The following is a 23,212-nucleotide window of genomic DNA, read 5'->3' as shown; positions in this document are numbered from 1 at the left end:
GCGATCAGTCGCGCGTGAGCTTGCGGTGCGTCGACCGGTGCGGCTTGGCCGCGTCGGCGCCGAGGCGCTGGACCTTGTTCTCCTCGTAGGACTCGAAGTTGCCCTCGAACCAGTACCACTGAGCGGGCTTCTCGTCGGTGCCCTCGTACGCGAGGATGTGGGTCGCGATGCGGTCGAGGAACCACCGGTCGTGAGTGATGACCACTGCGCAGCCCGGGAACTCGAGAAGCGCGTTCTCGAGAGAACTCAGCGTCTCGACGTCCAGGTCGTTGGTCGGCTCGTCGAGCAGGAGAAGGTTGCCGCCCTCCTTGAGCGTGAGGGCCAGGTTCAGACGGTTGCGCTCACCACCGGAGAGTACGCCTGCCTTCTTCTGCTGGTCCGGGCCCTTGAAACCGAACTTCGAGACGTACGCGCGTGAGGGGATCTCCGTCTTGCCCACCGTGATGACGTCGAGACCGTCGGACACGACCTCCCACAGCGTCTTGTCGGGGTCGATGTTCGAGCGCGACTGGTCGACGTAGCTGATCTTGACCGTCTCGCCGATCTTGAGGTCTCCGCCGTCGAGCGGCTCCAGGCCGACGATCGTCTTGAACAGGGTCGTCTTACCGACACCGTTGGGGCCGATCACACCGACGATGCCGTTCGGCGGGAGGTTGAAGCTGAGCCCATCGATGAGCACCCGGCCGTCGAAGCCCTTCTGGAGCTTCTTCGCATCGATCACGATGCTTCCGAGACGCGGTCCCGCAGGAATCGAGATCTCCTCGAAGTCCAGCTTCCTCGTGCGTTCGGCCTCTGTCGCCATCTCCTCGTACCGCGCGAGTCGCGCCTTCGACTTCGTCTGACGGCCCTTTGCGCTGGACCTGACCCACTCCAGCTCCTCCTTGAGGCGCTTGGCGAGCTTCGCGTCCTTCTTGCCCTGGACCTCGAGGCGTTCGCCCTTCTTCTCCAGGTAGGTCGAGTAGTTGCCCTCGTAGCCGATCAGGCGGCCACGGTCGACCTCGGCGATCCATTCGGCGACGTGGTCGAGGAAGTACCGGTCGTGAGTGATGGCGATGACCGCGCCCTTGTATGCCTGAAGGTGCTGCTCGAGCCACAGCACACTTTCCGCGTCGAGGTGGTTGGTCGGCTCGTCGAGCAGGAGCAGATCGGGCTTCTGCAGGAGCAGCTTCGCGAGTGCGACGCGTCGCTTCTCACCTCCGGAGAGCGGAGCGATCGCCGCGTCTCCGGGAGGCGTGCGCAGGGCGTCCATGGCCTGTTCGAGCTGCGAATCGAGGTCCCAGCCGTCCGCCGCGTCGATCTCCTCCTGCAGGGTTCCCATCTCGGAGAGCAGGGAGTCGAAGTCGGCATCGGGATCTGCCATCAGCATGGAGATCTCGTTGAACCGATCGACCTTCGCCTTGATGGCGATGCCGTCCTGGATGTTCTCGATCACCGTCTTGGTCTCGTCGAGCTCCGGCTCCTGCATCAGGATTCCGACCGAGAAACCGGGAGACAGCTTCGCCTCGCCGTTCGACGGCGTGTCCATGCCGGCCATGATCTTGAGGATCGTCGACTTACCGGCGCCGTTGGGACCCACCATGCCGATCTTGGCACCGGGGAGGAACGCCATCGTGACGTCATCGAGGATGAGCTTCTCACCCACCGCCTTACGTGCACGAACCATCGAGTAGATGTACTCAGCCACCGAAAACCGCTCCTTCTGTTGGCGTCGAAGATCGACACTCCAGCCTACCGGCGATCTCGGGGGCCGCTACCGAAGCCGGATGCCAGCTCCACGACGCGGTTGCGCGCGGTGCCGCACGTGCCACGCACGTGGCGGGTTACCAGTCGATCGCTCGCGTCGTCCCGACGAGACAACGTCCCTCGGCCAGTTGCGGCATGACGACCGTGACGGGCTCGCCCGTCGACGGGCCCACCTGCCCTATGAGGCACTCCGTGTCTCCCCACCGCACGGCGAACATGAGGCTCTCCACCGGGTTGCCGACGGTCGAGACGTCCTGTGTGACCTGCATGGCTGCGCGGTCGAACCCGGCGGCGATCAGGGCGTCGATGTAGGCACGACCCGACACCTTCTGGTCTGACGCCCACACCGCGGCGGTCACGGCCGCGAAGAGCGGCAGGTTGTCATCGGCGGTGCCGTCCGGAACGTACGCGGAACCCGAAGGAGACGCCGACGGACTGGGGCTCACTCCGGCATCCGTCGGCTTCGGTGTGGGCGTTGCGGGCGCACCGCATGAGGTCAGCAGCAGCGCCAGCGTCGTGGCGACGCCGGTCGCGATCGCCGCACGCGATGCGGAGGAGTCCGGTCGTCGAAGCACGAACTGAGTCTAAGGGCGTCCTCCCCCGCAGCGCCCGAGCGCGCTCACGGCTGCCATGTGCGCCGGCGTCGATCGGCCAGGAATCTCAGAGCGTGCTCGCCCCTGCGGCAGCAGAATCCGCGAGGCCGTCTTCGGTGCCCAAGAGCGCGCCGTCCTTCGCCGCCCACGACGTGTCGATGTCCGGACCGTCACCACGCGAGTGCGCAGGCTGCTCGGGGTCATCGTGCGGATCCGATGTCGCAGCGGTTCTGGATGGGGCATCGACCCCCGATCGCGCGCTGCGGCGATACGCCGTCGTCCCCCATCGGAGATCGTGGCCGATCGCATCGGCGTCGATGTCGACGCTCGTGCCCTGCTTGCCGTTGTTCTCCCAGGCGCGAATCTTCATCCTCCCCGTGACGATCACGCTGTCACCGGACCGCAGAGAGGCCTTCGCATGTTCGCCCAGCTGACGGAAAGCCGCGACCGAGTACCAGTTCGTCGTCACATCGACCCACGTCTGGGTCGCATCATCGAATCGTCGGTGCGTGCTCGCGAGTCGGAAGTTCGTGACGGGAACTCCACCTGTCGTTCGCCCCTGAGTGGGATCGGTGGCGACGTTGCCGACGATGGTCACTGTGTCATGCATGTTCTCTCCTCTGTGCCCGGAGCGTGCGTCCGGATCACTTCAGAGTGCGCCCTCTCTCCACCTCGCCGATGCCGAGAACACGGGCATCCTGAACAACTCGGAGCGGCGCGCGAATGTGCAGAACCACTCCGTCGCCGGCAGTCGTCACGTCTGGCCAGCAATGTCGGTGGTCGGTCATACGTTCGAATCATGAAAGGAGATTCGATGTCTGCAACCCTGATCACGTCCACGCCCGAGGTTCCCTACGCGACACCGCAGCTGTCGACCAAGAAGGAGCATCTCGTGCGCGCGTCAGCCCACCTGTGGCGGGTTCACGACGCGCGAGAGAGGGTCCTCGGGCACCTGCGCCTCATCCCGGATCCACTCGGGGTTCGCTACCGGGCGGAGCGCCTGCACCTCGCCACGGCGTCGTTCCGACTCGTCGGCGACTTCTGGAGCGCGGATGACGCGGTCGCCGCTCTCCGCAACGGATGAGCACTGCCCGGCTCAGGCGATCGTGCCCCCGGCAGGATTCGAACCTGCGACCAAGAGATTAGAAGGCTCCTGCTCTATCCCCTGAGCTACGGAGGCGCACACATCTACCGTACCGCGCCAGACTCGGATGTCGGAGCCGTCGATAGGATGGCGAAATGGTATCTGCCTCAGAGAATGACCGCCTCGTATGGATCGATTGTGAGATGACCGGTCTCGATCTGGCCGTCGACGAACTCGTCGAGATCGCCGTCGTCGTCACTGATTTCGAGCTCCGTCCGGTGGACCCCGGCTTCCAGGTCGTCATCCGCCCGAGCGACGCGGCACTCGAGAACATGAATGACTTCGTGACGAAGATGCACGAGACGTCGGGGTTGATCAACGAGATCCCCCACGGCGTATCGTTGGCCGAGGCCGAGGCGCAGACCCTCGCCTACATCAAGCGATTCGCTCCGGTCGAGCGCAAGGCTCCTCTCGCCGGCAACACCATCGGCACAGACCGGATGTTCCTGGCCAAGTACATGAGTCAGGTCGATCAGTGGCTCCACTATCGCAACGTCGATGTCTCGAGCATCAAAGAGCTCTCGCGGCGGTGGTACCCGCGGGTGTTCTTCCAGGCGCCGGCGAAGGACGGCGGACACCGCGCCCTCGCCGACATCCTCGAGTCCATTCGCGAGCTGCGGTACTACCGCGAGGCGGTCTTCGTCGACGAACCGGGGCCCTCGAGTGACGATGCTCGCGACATCGCCGCACGCACGGTGTCAGAGTTCACTCCGAACATGTAATAGACTCGTCTGGTTGCCGATCGCGATCGGCACATGGTGGGTATAGCTCAGCTGGTAGAGCGCTGGCTTGTGGTGCCGGATGTCGCGGGTTCGAGTCCCGTTACTCACCCCACTCTGAGARGGTCCGAGTCGAAAGGCTCGGACCTTCTCTGCGTCACGAAGCGCTTCCTGCTCCGGGCCCGAACCACGGTGATCGACGCACGGTGAGGCCCCCGTAGGATTGCGGGGTGTCGCTCGCCGTGTGGTTCTCACTTCTGACCGCCTGCGTGGTTATCAGCTTCACGCCGGGGGCCGGCGCCATCAACACGATGTCGAACGCGCTGAGCCAGGGCTGGCGCCGTTCGATCTGGGGAATCCTCGGGCAGCAGCTCGCTCTCATCGTTCATGTCGTGATCGTGGCGGCAGGCCTCGGACTCGTCGTGTCGCAGTCTGAGGTGCTGTTCAACGTGATCCGATACGCCGGCGCGGCATACCTGGTCTTCCTCGGCATACGTCTGATCCTCACCAAGCCGAAGCTTCCTGCCGCTGATGAGGGGACCACGGTCGACCTCTACGAGGGCCACTGGTCGATGATCAGACGCGGGTTCTGGGTGAATCTCCTCAACCCGAAGGCGATCGTGTTCTTCCTCGCGTTCATCCCGCAGTTCATCCGCCTCGATCAGCCACAGCTCCCTCAATACCTCACTCTCATCGTCACGGTCATCATCGTCGACATCGTGGTGATGTGGGGGTTCTTCGCCACCGCGGCACGGCCTTTCCGAAGCCTCACACGATCAGCGCGCGGACAGCGGACGCTCAACAGCGTCTTCGGTGTCCTCTTCATCGCCGTCGCCGGTCTCCTCGTCTTCCTCCACTGACGCTTCGCTCCCCCGCCCGGCAATAGGCTGGACCTGATGGAAATGGATGCTGCGGACTTCGAAGAACTCGTGATCGACGAGCTCGATCGGCTGCCCGACGAGATGGTCGACGGGCTGGAGAACGTGGTGTTCGTCGTCGAGGATCGTCCGGAGGACGGAAGCCTGGACCTGCTCGGGCTCTACGACGGGCTGGCCCTGACCGAGCGCACGCAGTACGGCTCCGGCGAGCTCCCCGACCGGATCGTCGTCTACCGCGAGCCGCATCTGGCAGCGTGCGAGACGGACGACGAACTGCGCGACGAGGTGCGCACGACCCTGGTGCACGAGATCGCGCACTTCTACGGCATCGACGACGAGCAGCTCCACACGCTGGGGTGGGCATGAGCCCCCTCGCCACGCCCGACGTCGAAGAGTCGGTCGATCTCTCGGCAGCTCCGCTCGAACCATGGGAGGTCGTCGTGTGGAACGACCCTGTCAACCTGATGAGCTACGTCGTGCGAGTCTTCCGCACCTACTTCGGCTACTCGCTGGAGCGCGCGACGGTGCTCATGCGACAGGTGCACCACGACGGCCAGGCGATCGTCGCGACAGGGCCGCGAGAGACGATGGAGGTGCACGCGCAGGCGATGCACGACTACGGCCTGTGGGCGACCGTCCGAAAGGCCAAAGGATGAGCGAGCCGATGGTGCGGATACGTATGGCTCGGGTCGAGGGCGCGCAGCTCGCGCAGCTGGTCGACGACTTCCGCGATCTCGTGGGAGCGACCCGCGACGCCGAGGATCCCGCGATCGGCCGCCTGGTTCCCGATGCCTACCCCGAGGACGAGGAGTCGTCTCGCGCGTTCCGGGATGCGACGCGAGAAGACCTGCTCGACCGACGCGCTCTGGACGCGGACATCGTCCGCACCGCACTCGCAGGCATGCGCGGTGACCTCGCCGAGATGTCACACAGCGAGGCCTTCGCGGAGCACGACCTCGACATACCTCCGTCCGACATCGACGCATGGCTGCGCACGCTCACCGCATTGCGCCTCGTGATCGCGGAGCGCCTCGGCATCGAGAGCGACGATGACCATGACCCCGACGACCCGCGGTTCGGCGTCTACGACTGGCTGGGGTACCGCCTCGAACTCACGATCGACGCGGCCGACGAGCCCCTCTGAGACCTACGGCACCTCGATGACCCTGGTCGCGAGCGCACGCGGATCGTCACGCACGATGTGATCGCTTTCCTGCTGCGCCCAGCGATCCCAGTGCGGACGATAGGTATCGCCATCGCGCGCCAGCGCTCGGGCCTTGCGACCGACCTCCGCGGACTCGACCCAGACCCGCACATCCGCAATCGCCGCCGTGTCGGGCGTGAGTATCCCGCTCCCTTCGATCAGCACCCCGAGCGCCGGGTCGACCGCGTGAATCTCGGCCTCGCTGCCGCTCCCCCAGTCCCATCGTCGCCACTCGCCCAGATACCCTCGTCCGTGCGGGCGGAGGATGCCGTCCAGAGCGCGTTCGACTCCGTCTCTGAGCCCGTCCCAGCCCGGATAGATCGAATCCAGTGCGACGAGCTGCACCCGTCCTGCTATCGGCCAACGTTCGACGAGCATGCGCGCGAGGGTCGTCTTCCCCGCTCCGCTGCGACCGTCGATCAGGACGACCGGGTTCGCCGCCGCGAGCATGTGGATGTCGTCGACGATCAGGGCCGCAGCTCGCTCGAGGGCGTCAGCGACCGGGTCACTACTTCTTGAGGGCACGGATGATGCGAGAGAGAGCGCGTCCGGTCACCCAGATGAACGGCACAGCGACGACGAGCAGCGTCACGATGTTGGGCTCGAACCGGAGCCCCTCCTCGCGACGGACGTAGACGCCGACCGGGACCGACACGCCTCCGCCTCCGCCGCCCTCGGCACCGTCACCGCTTCCTCCGCCGAAGCCGGAGTAGGTGAACGCCACCGGAGTGATGCTCACGCCGTCGATATCCTGCGGCTCGCCGTACGCGCTCTTCACGCCGAACGAGGCAGCCTGCTGTCCGAGTTCCAGTGCAATGTTGGGCATGGCTCCACGCTAGCCCAGGAATCGGCCGTGGGAAGGGTCAATCGAGCCCGTGCGCCCTGGGATGTTGCGCAGCACCACGGCCGTCGCCCCGCCCGATGTGTCTCGCTCGCCTGATCGTGGCCGTGCCGAAACGTGCGACGGCATCGTCGACCGCGCCCTCGACGCGCCTCCAGTCCTCGTCGTCGTCCCAGAGGCCGAAGCCGCCGCCGCCGGCCGGCCGCAGCTTCTCAGCGCGCACTCCGACCAGACGCACGGGATCCCGTCGATCGATCTGGTCGAAAAGCGCTTGGGCGGCCTCTCCGATGCGCTGGCCCACCGCGGTGGGTTCCGGGAGCGTCTGCGAACGGCTGATGGTGCGGAAGTCGTCGAACCTGATCTTGATGGCGACCGTCGACGTCTCCCATTCCGCCTTCCGCAGGCGCGCTGCGACGCGGTCGGCGAGGCGCAGGAGCTCGGCTCTCAGGAAGGACCTGTCTGAGATGTCGGTGTCGAAGGTCTCCTCGTGCCCGACGCTCTTCTCGACGCGTTCCGTCTCGACTGCCCGGGGATCCTCGCCGCGAGCGAGCTCCGCGAGTCGCGCGCTGAGAGCCGGCCCCACGGCGCGGTCGAGCATCGCCGGAGACGAGGTGCGGATGTCGCGCACCGTGCGGATTCCGCGCCCCTCCAATGCCTCGGCCGCCTTCGGCCCCACACCCCACATGGCGCGCACCGGACGCGGGTCGAGGAAGTCCTGCGTGTCGGATGCCGAGACGACGAGCATCCCATCGGGCTTCGAGATCGTCGAGGCCATCTTCGCCACATGCTTCGTGGCTGCGACGCCGACACTGCAGGTGATGCCCACCTCATCTCTGACGCGTTGCCGAACGAGGTGCGCGATCTGTGCAGGGCTGCCCCAGAGCCGTCGGACGCCGCGCACGTCGAGGAAGGCCTCATCGACCGACAGCGGCTCGACCAACGGCGTGAACGACTCGAAGATCGCCATCACCTGACGTGAGACCGCCTGGTAGCGATGGAAGTGCGGAGGAACGACGCGCGCCGACGGGCACAAGCGCAGCGCCTGAGACACCGGCATCGCCGCACGCACGCCGTAGCGGCGCGCCTCGTAGGAGGCGCTGGACACCACCGATCGGCCGTCGGGTGACCCGATGATCAGCGGGAGACCGCGCAAGCTGGGATCATCGAGCACCTCGACACCGGCGTAGAACGCATCCATGTCGACGTGCAGGATGCTCGTGCCGGTGTCGTCGGCATCGGCTGACGAGACGATGCGCCCTCTGCCGTCACCGTGTCCCATGAGACCATTCTCCCCCGGACCTCAGACATGAGGTCCGGGGGATCCGATCACTGCGCAGCGCGCTCGAGAACGAGTTCGCGGACCCGGGCTGCGTCGGCCTGGCCTTTCATAGCCTTCATCACAGCGCCGATGACGGCGCCGGCTGCCTGGACCTTGCCGTCCTTGATCTTCGCGAGAACGTCGGGCTGAGCTGCCAGGGCCTCGTCGATCGCGGCGATCAGCGCTCCGTCATCCGAGACGACGGCGAGTCCGCGGCCGTCGACGACCTCCTGCGGCGTGCCCTCACCGGCGATGACTCCCTCGAGCACCTGGCGGGCCAGCTTGTCGGTGAGGGTCCCGGCGTCGACGAGCTTCTGCAGCGCCACGACGTTCTCAGGAGAGATCAGCTCCGTGGCATCCTTCTCCTGCGTGTTCGCGAGACGGCTGATCTCGCCCGTCCACCACTTGCGGGCCGTGGCAGGAGTCGCTCCGGCCGAGATCGTCGCCTCGACGACCTCCAACAGGCCGCCGTTCCGCACGTCCTGGAACTCCAGGTCGGTGAACCCCCACTCGCCCATCAGGCGGCGCCGACGCGCCACGGGCTGTTCGGGCAGCTGCGCTCGGAGCTCCTCGATCAGCTCGGCCGCAGGCTCCACCGGAACCAGGTCGGGCTCGGGGAAGTACCGGTAGTCATCGGCATCCGACTTGGGACGACCGGGCGAGGTCGTGCCCGTGTCCTCGTGCCAGTGCCGGGTCTCCTGAGTGATCGTGCCGCCGTCGGCGAGGATCTGCGCCTGACGCTGGATCTCGTAACGCACGGCGCGTTCGACCGACCGCATCGAGTTGACGTTCTTCGTCTCGGTGCGCGTGCCGAGCTTCTCCTGGCCGCGAGGGCGCAGCGAGATGTTGGCGTCGCAGCGGAGGTTGCCGCGCTCCAGGCGGGCTTCGGAGATCCCGAGGCTGCGGACGATGTCACGGATGGTCGCGACATAGGCCTTGGCGACCTCAGGGGCACGGTGCTCAGTGCCGAAGATGACCTTCGTGACGATCTCGACGAGCGGAACACCGGCGCGGTTGTAGTCGACCAGCGAGTACTCGGCGCCCTGGATGCGTCCGGTGGAGCCGCCCATGTGGGTGAGCTTGCCGGCGTCCTCCTCCATGTGCGCGCGCTCGATCGGGATCTGCACGATGGTTCCGTCTTCGAGCTCGACCTCGACTTCACCCTCGAACGCGATCGGCTCGTCGTACTGCGAGATCTGGTAGTTCTTGCCGAGGTCGGGGTAGAAGTAGTTCTTCCGCGCGAACCGGCTCGACGGTGCGATCGAGCAGCCGAGTGCAAGACCGAGGCTGATCGATGAGCGAATCGCCGTCTCGTTCACGACGGGCAGCGATCCGGGTAGACCGAGGTCGACCGGGGCGATCAGCGTGTTCGGCGCAGCCGCGTGATAGGCCTCGTTCGCCGGGTTCGGCGCGTCCGAGAACATCTTCGTGTTGGTGTTGAGTTCGACGTGCACCTCGAATCCGAGAACGGGCTCGAACAGCTCGAGCGCTTTGTCGAAGTCCATGAGCTTGGCAGTGGCCATCAGCGGGTCCCTCCCACGAGCTGGGGTGCACGCGTGAGGAGCGGTGCTCCCCACGAATCGACGAGGAGCGTCTCGACCGCAGCGCCGACCTTGTAGAGTCGCGCGTCCTCCCTCGCCGGTGCGATGAACTGGATGCCGACGGGCAGTCCGTCTTCTGTCGCGAGGCCGCTCGGGATCGAGATGCCCGGGACGCCGGCGAGGTTGACCGGGATCGTCGTGATGTCGTTGAGGTACATCTGCAGCGGATCGTCGATCTTCTCGCCGATCTTGAACGCGGTGGTCGGTGCCGACGGCGTCGCGATGATGTCCACCTCCGCGAAGGCGTTCGCGAAGTCCTGCTGGATGAGCGTGCGGACCTTCTGTGCACTGCCGTAGTAGGCGTCGTAGTACCCCGCCGACAGTGCGTACGTGCCGAGGATGATGCGTCGTTTGACCTCTTCGCCGAAGCCGGCGTCGCGCGTCGCGGACATGACGTCCTCGACGGTCGGGTTGCCATCAGGAGTCACACGGAGACCGAAGCGCACGGAGTCGAACTTCGCGAGGTTGCTGGATGCCTCGGCGGGGAGGATCAGATAGTACGCGRCGACGCCGTACTCGAAGTGGGGCGCTCCGATCTCGACGATCTCTGCACCCTGAGCCTCCATGAGCGCGAGAGCGCTGCGGAACGACTCGGCGACGCCCGGCTGGAACCCGCTGTCGGGCAATTCCCTGATGACGCCGACCCTGAGGCCTTTGAGCACATCTCCGCGCGCGCCCTCACGGGCGGCATCCGCGAACGAAGGCCACTCGTCGCGCAGCGATGTGGAGTCCTTCGGGTCGTGACCGCCGATCGCGTCATGCAGCAGACCTGCATCGAGCACGGTGCGCGTCACCGGTCCGACCTGGTCGAGGCTGGAAGCGAGTGCGATCGCGCCGTAGCGGCTGACACCGCCGTAGGTGGGCTTGACGCCGACCGTGCCGGTCACATGCGCGGGCTGACGGATGGATCCACCGGTGTCTGAGCCGAGCGCCAGCGGAGCCTCGAAGGCGGCGACGGCCGCGGCCGATCCACCGCCGGAGCCACCGGGGATCCGATCGAGGTCCCACGGGTTGCGGGTGGGGCCGTATGCGGAATGCTCGGTGGACGACCCCATGGCGAACTCGTCCATGTTGGTCTTGCCGAGCGGGATCAGCCCTGCCGCGCGCGATCGAGCGACGACGGTGGCGTCGTACGGCGAGCGGTAGCCCTCGAGGATCCGCGAGCCGCTGGTGGTCGGCTGGTCGGTCGTGACAAGCACGTCCTTGATGGCGAGCGGCACACCGGCGATCGGGCCGAGCTCCTCGCCCGCAGCCCGCCTCGCGTCGACAGCTGCGGCGGCATCGAGCGCGCCCTCGTTCACGTGGAGGAAGGCATGGACGTCGCCGTCGACGGCGGCGATGCGGTCGAGGTGTGCGCGCGTCGCCTCGACGCTGGAGATCTCGCGGCTGGCGAGCTTGTCCGCAAGCTCGGCTGCGGTCATCCGGATGATGTCGCTCACTGTTCTTCTCCCAGGATCGCGGTGACGCGGAACCGGCCATCGGCCTGGTCCGGCGCGTTCTGGAGCACCTGTTCGTGCGTGAGCGTCTCGCCCACCACATCGGGACGGTAGACGTTGCTCAGCGGGATCGGGTGACTCGTCGCGGCGACGTCGGGGCTTGCGACCTCAGACACCTTCGCGATGTTGTCGACGATGGCATCGAGCTGGCCCGTCAGCCGGGTCACCTCGTCGTCGTTGAGCTGGATGCGCGCGAGCACGCCGAGATGGCGCACAAGATCAGGGGTGATTTCAGACACGTCCCAAGTCTAGTTGCCGTGCTCGTCGTCTCCCCGCAGACGGGCGGTGCCGGTCCTATGCTGGGCGGGTGAGCCCGTACCAGCCTCCCCGCCCGTGGATCGCCAGCTATGCGGAAGGCGTCCCCGACGACCTCGCCCCCGTCTCGGGATCGCTGGTCGACATCGTCGCGGCATCCGCTCGCGATTACCCCGACGCCCCTGCACTGCAGTTCTTCGGACGTGAGACGACCTATGCGCAACTGCAGGATGCGATCGACCGCGCCGCCGAGGGTCTGCGCGATCTCGGCGTGCGCGCAGGGGATCCGGTCGCGATCGTGCTGCCGAACTGCCCGCAGCACATCGTGGCGTTCTACGCCGTGCTCCGTCTGGGCGCCGTGGTCGTCGAGCACAACCCGCTCTACACGCCTCGCGAGCTCCGCAAGCAGTTCGAGGACCACGGCGCGAAGCACGCGATCGTCTGGAACAAGGTCGTATCGACGGTGCAGGAGTTCCCGGCCGATCTCGCGGTGACGAACCTCATCTCCGTGGACGTCACCCGGGCGATGCCCTTTCTGACCCGCGTGGCTCTGCGACTGCCTGTGGCGAAAGCGAGAGAGTCGCGCGCGGCGCTCACCGAGCGCGTCCGGGGAACCGTCGCCTGGGACTCGCTGGTGCAGTCGGCTCCGATCTCGGCGACGCACCCGAAGCCGGCCACCGGCGACCTCGCCATCATCCAGTACACGTCGGGCACCACGGGAACCCCCAAGGGTGCGGCGCTGACGCACGGGAACCTGCTCGCGAACGCCGCCCAGTCGCAGGCGTGGGTGCCGTCCATCCAGCGTGGCAAGGGCTGCGTCGTCTACGCGGTGCTGCCGATGTTCCACGCTTACGGCCTCACGCTGTGTCTGACGTTTGCGATGTCGATGGGAGCACGACTCGTGCTCTTCCCGAAGTTCGATCCGGACCTCGTGCTCGGTGTGATGAAGAAGCACCCGGCGACGTTCCTTCCGCTTGTGCCCCCGATCGCTGATCGACTGCTCGCAGCGGCGAACGCCGAGGGCGTGTCCCTCGACGGGATCGAGGTCGCGATCTCCGGCGCCATGGCGCTCCCTCACGAGCTGGTGGTGCCGTTCGAGGCTGCCACGAACGGCTTCCTCGTCGAGGGATACGGACTCAGCGAATGCTCCCCCGTTCTGATGGCGAATCCGGTCGCAGACAACCGCGTGCCCGGAACAGTGGGACTTCCGTTGCCCGGCACCGAATGCCGGGTGGTCGATCCCGACAACCCGACCGTCGATGTCGAACCCGGCGCAGCGGGCGAACTCCTCGTGCGCGGTCCACAGGTGTTCTCCGGGTACTACGGCAAGCCGGAGGAGACCGAGGCCGTCTTCGTCGACGGCTGGTTCCGCACCGGAGACATCGTGACGGTCGACGATGCGGGCTTCATCAGAATCGTCGACCGCATCAAGGAACTCATCATCACCGGCGGCTTCAATGTCGCACCGACGGAGGTGGAGAACGCACTGCGTCAGCACCCGCAGGTCGCCGACGCCGCGGTGGTCGGCCTGCCGAGCGATCACTCCGGCGAGGAGGTGGTCGCGGCGATCGTCATCGACTCCGGAACCGAGGTGGACGTCGAGGCGATCCGCGAGTATGCGCGCAGCATCCTCACCCCCTACAAGGTGCCCCGGCGCATCTTCGTCGTGGATGAGCTTCCGAAATCGTTGATCGGCAAGGTCCTGCGCCGGCAGGTCAGGGAGAAGCTCCTGGCGCTGACCTCCGGTGCCTGAGGGCGCCCTCACAGGCGCGGGAACCCGGGACGCGCTACCCTTGATCAGTGACCCCTGAAGACGCTGTGCCCACCGACGCCCCCGAGACCCCTGGATTCGAGGAGCTCGGCATCACCGGCCCCGTCCTCAAGGCGATCAAGGACCTCGGCTACGAGACCCCCTCCCCCATCCAGGCCGCGACGATCCCGACTCTCCTGTCGGGCCGCGACGTCGTCGGCATGGCGCAGACAGGAACGGGAAAGACCGCGGCCTTCGCGCTCCCCGTCCTGGAGCGCCTCGACGTCTCGCAGAAGACTCCGCAGGCGCTGGTGCTCGCTCCGACTCGCGAGCTCGCACTGCAGGTCTGCGAGGCCTTCGAGTCCTACGCCTCGAAGATGAAGGGTGTGCACATGCTGCCGGTCTACGGCGGCCAGGCCTACGGCGTGCAGCTCTCCGCGCTGCGCCGCGGCGTCCACGTGATCGTCGGAACGCCCGGCCGCATCATGGACCACCTCGCCAAGGGCACTCTCGACCTCTCGCAGCTGCAGTACCTGGTGCTCGACGAGGCCGACGAGATGCTCAAGATGGGCTTTGCGGAAGATGTCGAGCAGATCCTCGCTCAGACGCCCGTCGAGAAGCAGGTCGCACTGTTCTCCGCGACGATGCCCCCGCAGATCCGCCGCCTCGCGCAGAAGTACCTGCGCGATCCCGAAGAGATCAGCATCAAGTCGAAGACCGCAACGGGCACCAACATCACGCAGCGCTACCTCGTGGTGTCGTACGCGCAGAAGGTCGATGCGCTGACCCGCATCCTCGAGGTCGAGAACTTCGACGGCATGATCGTGTTCGTCCGCACCAAGAACGAGACCGAGACGCTCGCCGAGAAGCTGCGCGCCCGTGGATACTCGGCCGCTGCGATCAACGGCGATGTGGCGCAGGTGCAACGTGAGCGCAGCGTCAACCAGCTCAAGGACGGCAAGCTCGACATCCTCGTCGCGACGGACGTCGCCGCTCGAGGTCTCGACGTCGAGCGCATCAGCCACGTCATCAACTTCGACATCCCCACCGACACCGAGTCCTACGTGCACCGCATCGGCCGCACCGGACGCGCCGGTCGCAAGGGCGACGCGATCAGCTTCATCACCCCGCGCGAGCGTTACCTGCTCAAGTCGATCGAGAAGGCGACCCGCCAGCAGCCGACGCAGATGCAGCTGCCCAGCATGGACGACGTCAACACCACGCGTCTCGCGCGATTCGACGATGCGATCACGACCGCGCTCGGCGACAGCCCGCGGATCGAGAAGTTCCGTGACATCATCGCCCACTACGTGCGCAACCATGATGTGCCTGAAGCCGATGTGGCCGCTGCGCTCGCGGTCGTCGCGCAGGGCGACACTCCGCTGCTGCTCGACCCGTCGGATGACCCGCTGACGAAGGCCGTCGAGTTCGACAACCGTCCGCCGCGGGAACGCAACACCCGCGATCAGCGGGAGCCCCGCGAGCCTCGCGAGCGCCGTGGACGGGGCGACTACAAGCCCTACCGCATCGAGGTCGGTCGACGTCACCGGGTCGAGCCGCGTCAGATCGTCGGTGCGCTCGCGAACGAGGGCGGCCTCGGCCGTGACGATTTCGGCGCCATCAACATCCGGCCGGACTTCACGGTCGTCGAGCTTCCCGCCAACCTCGACTCCTCGGTGCTCGACAAGCTCAGGGACACCCGCATCTCTGGTCGACTGATCGAGATCAAGCCCGACCGTGGTCCGGCAGCCCGACGCAACGACGGCCCGCGCGACGCCGGCGCTCGAGGCGGCTTCGACCGCCCCCGCTACGACCGCGAGGACCGTCCGGCCCGCTCCGATGAGCGCGGCGAGAAGCCGTTCCGCAAGCCGCGGCACAAGGACTGATCGACCAATGAACATCGAGCGCGCAGGCCCCGAGGATGTTCGGGGCCTGGCGCGCTTGAAGTGGATTGACAGAGCCGGCGACGACGCCGACACCGCGGAGTTCGACTCGTTCGTGGACGCACTCGGGGCGTGGTGGGAAGCCCATCGGGCCACCCACTTCGCGTTCGTGGCCCTCACCGAGGACACGACGGTGGGTGCCGCATGGGTCGCGCTGCTCCCGCGCGTGCCCAGCCCTGGTGCGAACAACCGCCTCTCGGCAGACATCCAGAGCGTCTTCGTGATGCCCGAGCACCGTGGGGGCGGCGTGGGCGCCGCACTCGTCGACGCAGCTGCCACCCATGCGCACAGAGCCGGCGCCTCCAGGGTCACCGTGCACTCGAGCGAGCGCGCGGTTTCGGTCTATCAGCGGCTCGGGTTCACCGGATCTCCGAAGCTGCTCCAGCGGATCGCCGAGGCATAGTCGCGTCAGGCGCCTGAGGTTCCCGACGCCGCGCTGCGTGCCAGGCGCGCGGCGACGTCGAGCAGGGACTCCGGCCGCGCGAGCAGCGATCGCTGCTCCGGGTGGTCGATGAGGTGCTGCAACAGCCTATGGGCGCCATCGACTGTCGGAGCCCAGTATCCGCCGACATGGTGACGGCTCAAGGGTGCGGTGGTGGATTCTCCGTCGATCTGCACGTCGACTGTGCCGTCATCCGGGTCCATTCCGAGATCGGAGACGGCGAGGAACGTCAGCGCACCGATGACGATCGTGCTGGCGAGACCCGGCAGCCGGAATCTCGTCACGGGTACGTCGATCAGCACTCGTTCGACCTGAATCCACGGGACGATGCCGCGATTCTCACTGCCGTCGCGGAAGAGCACCGCGTCGGGTGTCAGGCGCAGATGATGCCTCCCCGGATCACCCACCGCCAGCGCGCCCGGAACGACGATCAACGGCCCGTAGCGCTTCATCCGAGCGCGTCCGGCCCCTGGGTCACGAGGATGTGGAACTGAGCAGCGTCGAGGATGCGGATACCGAGCTCCTCCGCCTTGCCCAACTTCGACCCCGCGCCAGGACCGGCGGCGACGAAGTCGGTCTTCTTCGACACACTCGACGCGGCCTTGCCGCCCGCCTTGATGATGGCCTCCTGGGCACCGTCGCGTGTGTACCCGTCGAGCGATCCGGTCGCGACGATGGTGAGGCCGTCGAGTACGCCGCCCTCGACCACCGCAGCACCCGGACCCGGGTGACCGGGAGTCGCCCACTGGACCCCGGCCTCGGCCCACTGCTGCACGATCTCTCTGTGCCAGTCGACTTCGAACCACGCGAGCAGCGAGTCGGCGATGATGCCGCCGACCCCCTCGACCGCAGCGAGCTCGTCGCGGGAGGCCGCGCGGATCGCATCGAGCGAGCCGAACCACTGCGCGAGCGCTCGTGCCGCGACGGGGCCGACATGACGGATGTTGAGCGACACGAGAAGTCGCCACAGGTCCTTCGTCTTCGCCTTCTCGAGTTCGGCCAGGAGGGTGAGGGCCTGCGACGACGGCTGCGGCCCCTCGAGGCCGGACTTCTTCTCTGCGGCCGTGGGATTGCGGCGGAACGGCGCTCGTGTCTTCACCAGCCCGTCGTCGTCCTCCTTCGGCAGGCCCGTCTCCGCGTCGCGGACGAACAGCTCGATCGGCACGATCTCTTCGAGCGTGAGCGCGAAGAGTCCTGCCTCGGTCTCGAGAGGCGGAACGGCCGGCGACGAAGGCTGGGTGAGCGCCGCTGCAGTGACCTCGCCGAGAGCCTCGATGTCGAGCGCGCCCCGTGATCCGATGTGCTCGACGCGACCGCGCACCTGCGCAGGGCACGATCGCGCATTCGGACACCGCAGATCGATGTCGCCCTCCTTCATCGGGCGCAGCGGGGTGCCGCACTCGGGGCACTCCACGGGCATGACGAACTCGCGCTCCGTGCCGTCGCGCTTGTCGACCACGGGACCGAGCACCTCGGGGATGACGTCGCCCGCTTTACGCAGCACGACGGTGTCGCCGATGAGTACGCCCTTCGCCTTCACGACGTCCTTGTTGTGGAGCGTCGCCTGCCTCACCACCGAGCCAGCCACCTGGGCGGGAGCCATCACCGCGAACGGCGTGGCCCTGCCTGTGCGACCCACCGATACGACGATGTCGAGGAGTTTCGTCTGCACCTCTTCGGGCGGGTACTTGTAGGCGATCGCCCAGCGCGGAGCGCGGCTGGTGGCTCCGAGCTCATCGTGCAGGGAGAGCTCATCGACCTTGACCACGATGCCGTCGAGTTCGTGCTCGATGTCGTGCCGGTGCTGGCCGAAATACTCGACGAACGCCGCGACTTCGTCGATGCTCGTGCAGACCTTGGTGTGGGGGCTCGTCGGCAGGCCCCACTCTGCGAGCTGCTCGTACACCTGGCTTTGCGCTGCGACGGGTGGGTTCTGCCAGGCGCCTATGCCGTGCACGTAGAGAGCGAGCGATTCGATGCGCAGCATCCCCGCCTCGAGCTCGAGACCGTTCTTCTTGTCGATCTGCTGCCGGAGGCCCCCGCTCGCCGCGTTCCGCGGGTTGGCGAAGGAAGGGAACCGCCGGGCGGCGGCCGTTCGGGCCTTCTCCTCGTCGAAAGGCTTCTTCGCACCCGATCGCGCCTCCCATCGCGCATACGCGTCGTCGTAGGCACGCTCGCGGAACTCAGCCTGCGCCGCGTTCAGGCGTTCGAACGCCGCAACCGGGATGAACACCTCACCGCGGACCTCGACGATCGCAGGGTGGCCCGTGCCCGAGAGCTCGAACGGTATCTCGGGCAGTCGCAGCGCGTTCTCCGTGACGATCTCCCCGACGCGCCCATCTCCTCGCGTCGCGGCGGACGTCAGCCGGCCGTTCTCGTAGCGGAGATTGATGGCGAGTCCGTCGATCTTCAGTTCGGTGAGCCAGTCGACGTCACGTCCCGCCGAGACCCGCGTCTTCGCTGCCCACTCCCGCAGTTCGTCGATCGAGAACACATTGTCGAGACTCAGCATCCGCTCGGCGTGCTCGATCGTCGCCAGACCCGTCGCTTCGGCGGCGCCCACCATCTGGGTGGGTGAATCCTGTCCCTGGAGCTCGGGGTGCAGCCGTTCGAGTTCTTCGAGCCGGCGCATCCATCCGTCATACGTGGCGTCGTCGACGAGCGAGGTGTCACGCCCGTAGTACGCGTCCTTCGCCTCGAGGATGCGAGTGGTCAGCTCGTCCGCTTCGATACGGGCGTCTTCCAACGAGATGTTCTCCGGCACCCCGCCAGTCTACGAGCGAGCACCGACATCCCGAGCGCGGGTCTAGGCGTCGACAGGCACGGCCGACACCGTGCGATCGATCGTGAACTGGCCGAGCACTCTCGTTCCCACGTACAGCACAGCAGTCTGTCCGGGGGCGACGCCGTCGAGGGGGCGATCCGGCACCACTCTCACTTCATCCGCCGAGACGAAAGCCCTCGCAGGTTCCGGTTCCGAATGAGCGCGGATCTGCACGTCACAGCTGAACTCCGCGTCTTCGGGGGCTGCACCTGCCCAGCTGAACCGACCGCCGGAGATCTCGCGCGTCGCGAGCGCCTCCTTCGGCCCGACGACCACGGTGTTCGAGACCGGGCGCACCTCGAGCACGAATCGGGGCTTGCCGTCGGCGGCGGGAACGCCGAGCTTGAGCCCGCGGCGCTGGCCGACAGTGAACGCATGCGCGCCCTCGTGGGACCCGACGACGGCTCCGCCGCGGTCGACGACGTCGCCTGTCGCCGTGCCCACCTTCTCGGCGAGCCAGCCACGGGTGTCGCCGTCAGGGATGAAGCAGATGTCGTGGCTGTCGGGCTTCTGCGCCACGCTCAGACCGCGCGCTTCGGCTTCCGCACGCACGACGGCCTTGGACGGCGTGGTTCCGAGCGGGAAATAGGTGTGCGCGAGCTGGTCGGCCGTCAGCACACCCAGCACGTAGGACTGATCCTTCGCGTTGTCCGCAGCCCTGTGCAGCTCGAGGCCGGCATCCGTGGGGATCAGTGTCGCATAGTGTCCCGTGCAGACGGCATCGAAGCCGAGCTCGATCGCTCGATCGAGCAGGGCGGCGAACTTGATCTTCTCGTTGCACCGCATGCACGGATTGGGAGTGCGCCCCGCCTGGTACTCCGACACGAAGTCGGCGATCACGTCTTCGCGGAACCGCTCGGAGAAGTCCCAGACGTAAAAGGGGATGCCGAGCAGATCTGCTGCGCGTCGGGCGTCGAGAGCGTCCTCGATGGTGCAGCAGCCCCGGCTCCCGGTGCGCAGGGTGCCGCCCGCCCGGGAGAGCGCGAGATGCACTCCGACGACGTCGTGCCCCGCCTCCACGGCCCGCGCGGCCGCGACTGCGGAGTCCACTCCGCCACTCATGGCCGCAAGAATCCTCATGGAACCAGTCTACGAGCGCGCAGCTGAGCCGGAGCCGGAAGCTCTCGCATAGGCGTCGGCGATAGCGGCGAGGACCGCGTCGACGTCGGCGTCTGTGGAGGTGCGGCCCAGCGAGAACCGGAGCACGCTGCGGGCATCCTGCTCGCTGCGCCCCATCGCCATCACCACATGCGACGGCTCTGCGACTCCTGCCTGGCACGCCGATCCGGTCGACGCGGCGATCCCTGCCGTATCGAGCAGGAAGAGCAGGCTCTCCCCCACCGCACCGGGGAAGAGAATGTGGGCGTTGCCGGGGAGGCGTCGCGAACTGTCACCGAGCAGCTCTGCCTGTGGCACTCGTGTCAGGATGCCGTCGACCAGCCGGTCACGCATCGCTGCGAGTCGAGTCGTCTCCGACTCCCGCTCAGACTCCGCGAGTTCGAGCGCGGTGGCGAACGCGGCTGCGCCCGCCACATCCTGCGTCCCGGCGCGGAGCCCTCTCTGCTGCGCGCCACCGCGAAGCAGCGCCGAGAGCCGAGCGGTGCGAGCGACGACCAACGCGCCGACACCGACCGGCGCTCCGATCTTGTGTCCTGCGAGGCTCATCGCGACCAGCCCCAGCGCATCCGGGGCATCGCCTCTCAGCCCTCGGAAGGACAGAGGAAGATGACCGAGCGCCGACACCGCATCGAGGTGAAGGGGCACGAGAGCCTGCGCGGCCGACGAGGCGAGCTCAGCGGCGTCGTTGATCGTCCCCGCCTCGTTGTTGGCGACCAGGGCGGTTGCCAACGCTGCTCCGGGAAGGTGGTCGGCGAACACTCGCCCGTCGATCGCCGCCGTGCGAAATACCGGTACAGCACGCAGGACCGCTCCCGCTGCGACCAGAGCCTCGATCGTGTCCACGGTCGCGTTATGCTCGGCATCCGGCATCACGATGGCATCCGTCCCCACCGGCCGCGCCTGCCAGAGTCCCTGCAGCGCGAGATTGATCGACTCCGTGCCCCCCGAGGTGAAGACGACCTCGATGGGATCGCAGTCGAGCACTGCAGCTGAGCGCTCGCGCGCCTCCTCGAGCAGGCGCCTCGCATCCTGCCCCGCGCCGTGGGTCGACGATGCGTTCCCGACCATCTCGCTCGCATCGAGCCATGCATCCCGCGCCTCAGGGCGCAGCGGTGTCGTGGCCGCGTGGTCGAGATAGTGCCGCATTCCTCCACTCTCCCCCATTTTTCCGGTGGTGGCGTGCACATGGAACTGAGTGCATGCGGTCCTGAGACCCGAGTGCAGACCTCTAGTGTGTATTCATGCCCGCGATCCGAGACATCACCGTGCCCGGCGGTACTGCACTCGACAACCTCGGTGTGCGCCTTCACGACGGCGTCGGAACCCTCCGCGTCTGGTCGCAGAACGCGTCCTCCATCGAGCTCGTCGTCTTCGATGCCACCGACCTCGACTGGGTGATCGATCAGGTCGACCTCGCCCGCCTTCCCGGCGGCATCTGGGAAGTGACCACGGAGCTGCTCCAGCCGGGAACCCGGTACGCGATCCGCGTGGGAGGGCCGCACGGTCCGGGCAACACGTTCAACCCCGAGACCCTCCTGCTCGATCCCTATGCCCGTGGTCTCGCCCAGGGCGACGGCTACGAGGAGTGGCGCTCCGTCGTGATCGTCGACGGGTTCGACTGGGGAGAGTCCGTCAAGCCGCGGATCCCGCTCGACCGGACCGTGATCTACGAAGGGCACCTGAAGGGTCTGACCAAACGCCAGCCCGACGTGCCGCCTGCTCTGCACGGCACCTATGCCGGGCTCGCGCACCCGGCCATGATCGAGTACTTCCACTCTCTCGGCATCACCTCGATCGAGCTGCTTCCCGTTCAGGCCTTCGTGCCGGAGCCGCGGTTGCTCGAGCGCGGCCTCACCAACTACTGGGGGTACAACACCCTCAACTTCTTCACGCCGCACAACGCCTACGCGACCGAAGATGCCCGCAAGGGCGGCCCTGAGGCCGTTCTCGCCGAGTTCAAGGGCATGGTGCGACTGCTGCACGAAGCCGGACTCGAGGTCATCCTGGACGTCGTGTACAACCACACGTCTGAGGAGGGCCTCGGCGGTCCTCGCTCGAGTCTTCGCGGCATCGACAACGCGAGCTACTACCGACAGGACGCGTCCGGCGCGTACATCGACACGACGGGGTGCGGCAACACGCTCGACACCTCGACCGATGCCGGCGCCCGACTCGTGCTCGACTCGCTGCGCTACTGGGCGCAGGAGATGCAGATCGACGGGTTCCGGTTCGACCTCGCCGCCGCGATCGCGCGCGACGACTCGCACACCTACACACCGGAGCATCCGCTGCTCACCGCGATCGCCAACGATCCGATCCTCAGCGAGACCAAGCTCATCGCGGAGCCGTGGGACGTCGGCATGGGCGGGTGGCAGACGGGCAACTTCCCGAACGGCTGGATGGAGTGGAACGACCGCTACCGCGACCGGGTGCGGAACTTCTGGCTGAGCGACATCGATTACGCGCGTCGTGCCTCCGCCCCGGTCGGCATCGGCGGCTTCGCCACGCGTCTCGCCGGCTCCTCGAACACCTTCGCCGCCGAGCGGGGCCCGCTCGCGAGCATCAACTTCGTCACGGCGCACGACGGGTTCACGCTGCACGACCTCGTGTCGTACGACGTCAAGCACAACGAGGCGAACGGCGAGCAGAACCGCGACGGTGCCGACATGAACCGTGCGTTCAACCATGGCATCGAGGGGCCGACCGACGACCCGACCATCCTCGCCGCCCGTCGAAAAGCGATGCGCAACCTGCTCGGCACCCTGCTGCTGTCTGCGGGCATCCCGATGCTCACCGCAGGCGACGAGGTCGGGCGCACCCAGCGCGGCAACAACAACGCCTATGCGCAGGATTCGTCGCTGACATGGCTCGGATGGGACGCGGAGCCGTGGCAGGAAGACCTGCGCGCGCACGTCGCTCGACTGATCCAGCTCCGTTCGGAGAACCCCGCCCTGCGCCCGAGCCGATACGCCCGACTCGGCGAGCACATCCCCAACGCCTCGGTCATGGACTGGTTCGACCAGAACGGCGAGACGATGGAGAGCGAGCAGTGGACGGACCCCGGTAACCGAACGCTCCAGTACGTCGCGGCCTCGACACCCGACCGTGAGGCGGCCAACCGGATCCTCCTCATCGTGCACGGCACGGAGTCGCCCATCGACGTGCGCCTCCCGGAGGAACTCGAGGATGCGACGCGCTTCGTCTCGCTGTGGTCGAGTGCCGACGAGCGCCCGGATGCCGGTGGTGAGGTGTTCGCCCCGGGCGACGTCCTGCCCATCCCCGGCACCTCCATGCGACTCTTCCGCGTGGAATGACGGGCGGCGCGCCGGTGCCTTCCGCGAG

General features: G+C 67.0%; 23 protein-coding genes and 2 tRNA genes. 11 read left to right on the top strand and 14 right to left on the bottom strand.

Annotated elements, in window-relative coordinates:
• Window positions 1–4: 4 nt before the first annotated feature.
• The 3 genes from ettA to AC04ME_RS10445 form a co-directional block, all read right to left on the bottom strand.
• Window positions 5–1,684, bottom strand: a complete 1,680-nt coding sequence (gene ettA, locus AC04ME_RS10455; protein WP_042536724.1) for an energy-dependent translational throttle protein EttA — start codon at window positions 1,682–1,684, stop codon at window positions 5–7.
• 136 nt (window positions 1,685–1,820) lie between these two features.
• On the bottom strand, window positions 1,821–2,318 hold the full coding sequence (locus AC04ME_RS10450; protein WP_042536725.1) for a DUF6993 domain-containing protein: 498 nt from the start codon (window positions 2,316–2,318) through the stop codon (window positions 1,821–1,823).
• An 85-nt stretch (window positions 2,319–2,403) separates the two neighbouring features.
• The gene (locus tag AC04ME_RS10445; protein WP_079112765.1) at window positions 2,404–2,946 is read right to left on the bottom strand and encodes a single-stranded DNA-binding protein; all 543 of its coding nucleotides are present in this window, start codon (window positions 2,944–2,946) and stop codon (window positions 2,404–2,406) included.
• A gap of 204 nt (window positions 2,947–3,150) precedes the next feature.
• On the opposite strand from AC04ME_RS10445, the gene AC04ME_RS10440 reads away from it, so the two are divergent.
• Window positions 3,151–3,420 (top strand): hypothetical protein, encoded by a 270-nt coding sequence (locus AC04ME_RS10440; RefSeq protein ID WP_052492803.1) that lies wholly within the window; start codon window positions 3,151–3,153, stop codon window positions 3,418–3,420.
• Between the two features lie 23 nt (window positions 3,421–3,443).
• Here AC04ME_RS10440 and AC04ME_RS10435 read toward each other — a convergent pair.
• Window positions 3,444–3,516, bottom strand: a tRNA-Arg gene (locus AC04ME_RS10435).
• 59 nt (window positions 3,517–3,575) lie between these two features.
• On the opposite strand from AC04ME_RS10435, the gene orn reads away from it, so the two are divergent.
• The 6 genes from orn to AC04ME_RS10405 all read left to right on the top strand — a co-directional run bounded on the left by orn (window position 3,576) and on the right by AC04ME_RS10405 (window position 6,221).
• Window positions 3,576–4,202 carry an oligoribonuclease gene (gene orn, locus AC04ME_RS10430; RefSeq protein ID WP_042536728.1) on the top strand — a complete coding sequence of 209 codons (627 nt, stop codon included), beginning with the start codon at window positions 3,576–3,578 and terminating at the stop codon, window positions 4,200–4,202.
• Between the two features lie 36 nt (window positions 4,203–4,238).
• Window positions 4,239–4,314: transfer RNA gene (locus tag AC04ME_RS10425), tRNA-His, on the top strand.
• A gap of 115 nt (window positions 4,315–4,429) precedes the next feature.
• The gene (locus tag AC04ME_RS10420) at window positions 4,430–5,059 is read left to right on the top strand and encodes a LysE family transporter (RefSeq protein WP_079112764.1); all 630 of its coding nucleotides are present in this window, start codon (window positions 4,430–4,432) and stop codon (window positions 5,057–5,059) included.
• Window positions 5,060–5,095: 36 nt separating this feature from the next.
• Window positions 5,096–5,443, top strand: coding sequence for a metallopeptidase family protein (locus AC04ME_RS10415; protein ID WP_475434861.1), 348 nt, complete (start codon window positions 5,096–5,098; stop codon window positions 5,441–5,443).
• The gene (clpS, locus tag AC04ME_RS10410; protein ID WP_042536733.1) at window positions 5,440–5,733 is read left to right on the top strand and encodes an ATP-dependent Clp protease adapter ClpS; all 294 of its coding nucleotides are present in this window, start codon (window positions 5,440–5,442) and stop codon (window positions 5,731–5,733) included. The genes AC04ME_RS10415 and clpS overlap by 4 nt, the downstream gene beginning before the upstream one ends.
• Window positions 5,730–6,221 (top strand): DUF2017 family protein, encoded by a 492-nt coding sequence (locus tag AC04ME_RS10405; RefSeq protein WP_475434859.1) that lies wholly within the window; start codon window positions 5,730–5,732, stop codon window positions 6,219–6,221. The genes clpS and AC04ME_RS10405 overlap by 4 nt, the downstream gene beginning before the upstream one ends.
• A 3-nt stretch (window positions 6,222–6,224) precedes the next feature.
• On the opposite strand, the gene AC04ME_RS10400 is transcribed toward AC04ME_RS10405, so the two are convergent.
• The 6 genes from AC04ME_RS10400 to gatC are packed head-to-tail and all read right to left on the bottom strand — an operon-like array spanning window position 6,225 to window position 11,776.
• Window positions 6,225–6,806, bottom strand: coding sequence for a nucleoside/nucleotide kinase family protein (locus AC04ME_RS10400; protein ID WP_042536736.1), 582 nt, complete (start codon window positions 6,804–6,806; stop codon window positions 6,225–6,227).
• On the bottom strand, window positions 6,790–7,107 hold the full coding sequence (locus AC04ME_RS10395) for a hypothetical protein (RefSeq protein WP_042536738.1): 318 nt from the start codon (window positions 7,105–7,107) through the stop codon (window positions 6,790–6,792). Before AC04ME_RS10395 ends, AC04ME_RS10400 begins: the two co-directional genes overlap by 17 nt.
• Window positions 7,108–7,144: 37 nt before the next feature.
• Entirely contained in the window at window positions 7,145–8,401 is a 1,257-nt protein-coding gene (gene dinB, locus AC04ME_RS10390; protein ID WP_042536740.1) for a DNA polymerase IV, read from the bottom strand.
• A gap of 47 nt (window positions 8,402–8,448) precedes the next feature.
• Window positions 8,449–9,963 (bottom strand): Asp-tRNA(Asn)/Glu-tRNA(Gln) amidotransferase subunit GatB, encoded by a 1,515-nt coding sequence (gatB, locus tag AC04ME_RS10385; RefSeq protein WP_042536741.1) that lies wholly within the window; start codon window positions 9,961–9,963, stop codon window positions 8,449–8,451.
• Window positions 9,963–11,480, bottom strand: a complete 1,518-nt coding sequence (gene gatA / locus AC04ME_RS10380) for an Asp-tRNA(Asn)/Glu-tRNA(Gln) amidotransferase subunit GatA (protein WP_475434856.1) — start codon at window positions 11,478–11,480, stop codon at window positions 9,963–9,965. Before gatA ends, gatB begins: the two co-directional genes overlap by 1 nt.
• Window positions 11,477–11,776, bottom strand: coding sequence for an Asp-tRNA(Asn)/Glu-tRNA(Gln) amidotransferase subunit GatC (gatC, locus tag AC04ME_RS10375; protein ID WP_042536743.1), 300 nt, complete (start codon window positions 11,774–11,776; stop codon window positions 11,477–11,479). The genes gatA and gatC overlap by 4 nt, the downstream gene beginning before the upstream one ends.
• A gap of 68 nt (window positions 11,777–11,844) precedes the next feature.
• On the opposite strand from gatC, the gene AC04ME_RS10370 reads away from it, so the two are divergent.
• From AC04ME_RS10370 to AC04ME_RS10360, 3 genes are read left to right on the top strand one after another with little or no spacing between them, the layout of a single operon-like run.
• Window positions 11,845–13,545, top strand: coding sequence for a long-chain-fatty-acid--CoA ligase (locus AC04ME_RS10370; protein ID WP_042536744.1), 1,701 nt, complete (start codon window positions 11,845–11,847; stop codon window positions 13,543–13,545).
• Between the two features lie 47 nt (window positions 13,546–13,592).
• Window positions 13,593–15,428 (top strand): DEAD/DEAH box helicase, encoded by a 1,836-nt coding sequence (locus AC04ME_RS10365; protein WP_228385696.1) that lies wholly within the window; start codon window positions 13,593–13,595, stop codon window positions 15,426–15,428.
• Between the two features lie 7 nt (window positions 15,429–15,435).
• Entirely contained in the window at window positions 15,436–15,888 is a 453-nt protein-coding gene (locus AC04ME_RS10360; RefSeq protein WP_475434853.1) for a GNAT family N-acetyltransferase, read from the top strand.
• A gap of 5 nt (window positions 15,889–15,893) precedes the next feature.
• On the opposite strand, the gene AC04ME_RS10355 is transcribed toward AC04ME_RS10360, so the two are convergent.
• The 4 genes from AC04ME_RS10355 to AC04ME_RS10340 are packed head-to-tail and all read right to left on the bottom strand — an operon-like array spanning window position 15,894 to window position 21,016.
• Window positions 15,894–16,379: a hypothetical protein gene (locus AC04ME_RS10355; RefSeq protein ID WP_079112759.1), complete on the bottom strand. Its 486-nt coding sequence runs from the start codon at window positions 16,377–16,379 to the stop codon at window positions 15,894–15,896.
• Window positions 16,376–18,691, bottom strand: coding sequence for an NAD-dependent DNA ligase LigA (gene ligA, locus AC04ME_RS10350; protein ID WP_475434852.1), 2,316 nt, complete (start codon window positions 18,689–18,691; stop codon window positions 16,376–16,378). The genes AC04ME_RS10355 and ligA overlap by 4 nt, the downstream gene beginning before the upstream one ends.
• A 42-nt stretch (window positions 18,692–18,733) precedes the next feature.
• Window positions 18,734–19,831: a tRNA 2-thiouridine(34) synthase MnmA gene (mnmA, locus tag AC04ME_RS10345; RefSeq protein ID WP_475434850.1), complete on the bottom strand. Its 1,098-nt coding sequence runs from the start codon at window positions 19,829–19,831 to the stop codon at window positions 18,734–18,736.
• Window positions 19,832–19,840: 9 nt separating this feature from the next.
• Window positions 19,841–21,016, bottom strand: a complete 1,176-nt coding sequence (locus AC04ME_RS10340; protein WP_475434848.1) for a cysteine desulfurase family protein — start codon at window positions 21,014–21,016, stop codon at window positions 19,841–19,843.
• A 95-nt stretch (window positions 21,017–21,111) separates the two neighbouring features.
• Here AC04ME_RS10340 and glgX point away from each other — a divergent pair, with 95 nt between their 5' ends.
• Window positions 21,112–23,184: a glycogen debranching protein GlgX gene (glgX, locus tag AC04ME_RS10335; protein WP_475434847.1), complete on the top strand. Its 2,073-nt coding sequence runs from the start codon at window positions 21,112–21,114 to the stop codon at window positions 23,182–23,184.
• Window positions 23,185–23,212 lie beyond the last annotated feature (28 nt).

It is taken from the genome of Microbacterium sp. LjRoot205, from assembly GCF_056175745.1.
This window is presented reverse-complemented; position numbering and strand designations above follow the sequence as displayed.

Coding starts and splice junctions, on each gene's coding strand:
- AC04ME_RS10355 (WP_079112759.1), bottom strand. CDS start 16,379: ATGAAGCGCTACGGGCCGTTGATCGTCGTTCCGGGCGCGCTGGCGGTG.
- AC04ME_RS10360 (WP_475434853.1), top strand. CDS start 15,436: ATGAACATCGAGCGCGCAGGCCCCGAGGATGTTCGGGGCCTGGCGCGC.
- orn (WP_042536728.1), top strand. CDS start 3,576: ATGGTATCTGCCTCAGAGAATGACCGCCTCGTATGGATCGATTGTGAG.
- AC04ME_RS10340 (WP_475434848.1), bottom strand. CDS start 21,016: ATGCGGCACTATCTCGACCACGCGGCCACGACACCGCTGCGCCCTGAG.
- mnmA (WP_475434850.1), bottom strand. CDS start 19,831: ATGAGGATTCTTGCGGCCATGAGTGGCGGAGTGGACTCCGCAGTCGCG.
- AC04ME_RS10445 (WP_079112765.1), bottom strand. CDS start 2,946: ATGCATGACACAGTGACCATCGTCGGCAACGTCGCCACCGATCCCACT.
- AC04ME_RS10440 (WP_052492803.1), top strand. CDS start 3,151: ATGTCTGCAACCCTGATCACGTCCACGCCCGAGGTTCCCTACGCGACA.
- dinB (WP_042536740.1), bottom strand. CDS start 8,401: ATGGGACACGGTGACGGCAGAGGGCGCATCGTCTCGTCAGCCGATGCC.
- AC04ME_RS10405 (WP_475434859.1), top strand. CDS start 5,730: ATGAGCGAGCCGATGGTGCGGATACGTATGGCTCGGGTCGAGGGCGCG.
- AC04ME_RS10415 (WP_475434861.1), top strand. CDS start 5,096: ATGGAAATGGATGCTGCGGACTTCGAAGAACTCGTGATCGACGAGCTC.
- glgX (WP_475434847.1), top strand. CDS start 21,112: ATGCCCGCGATCCGAGACATCACCGTGCCCGGCGGTACTGCACTCGAC.
- AC04ME_RS10395 (WP_042536738.1), bottom strand. CDS start 7,107: ATGCCCAACATTGCACTGGAACTCGGACAGCAGGCTGCCTCGTTCGGC.
- gatB (WP_042536741.1), bottom strand. CDS start 9,963: ATGGCCACTGCCAAGCTCATGGACTTCGACAAAGCGCTCGAGCTGTTC.
- clpS (WP_042536733.1), top strand. CDS start 5,440: ATGAGCCCCCTCGCCACGCCCGACGTCGAAGAGTCGGTCGATCTCTCG.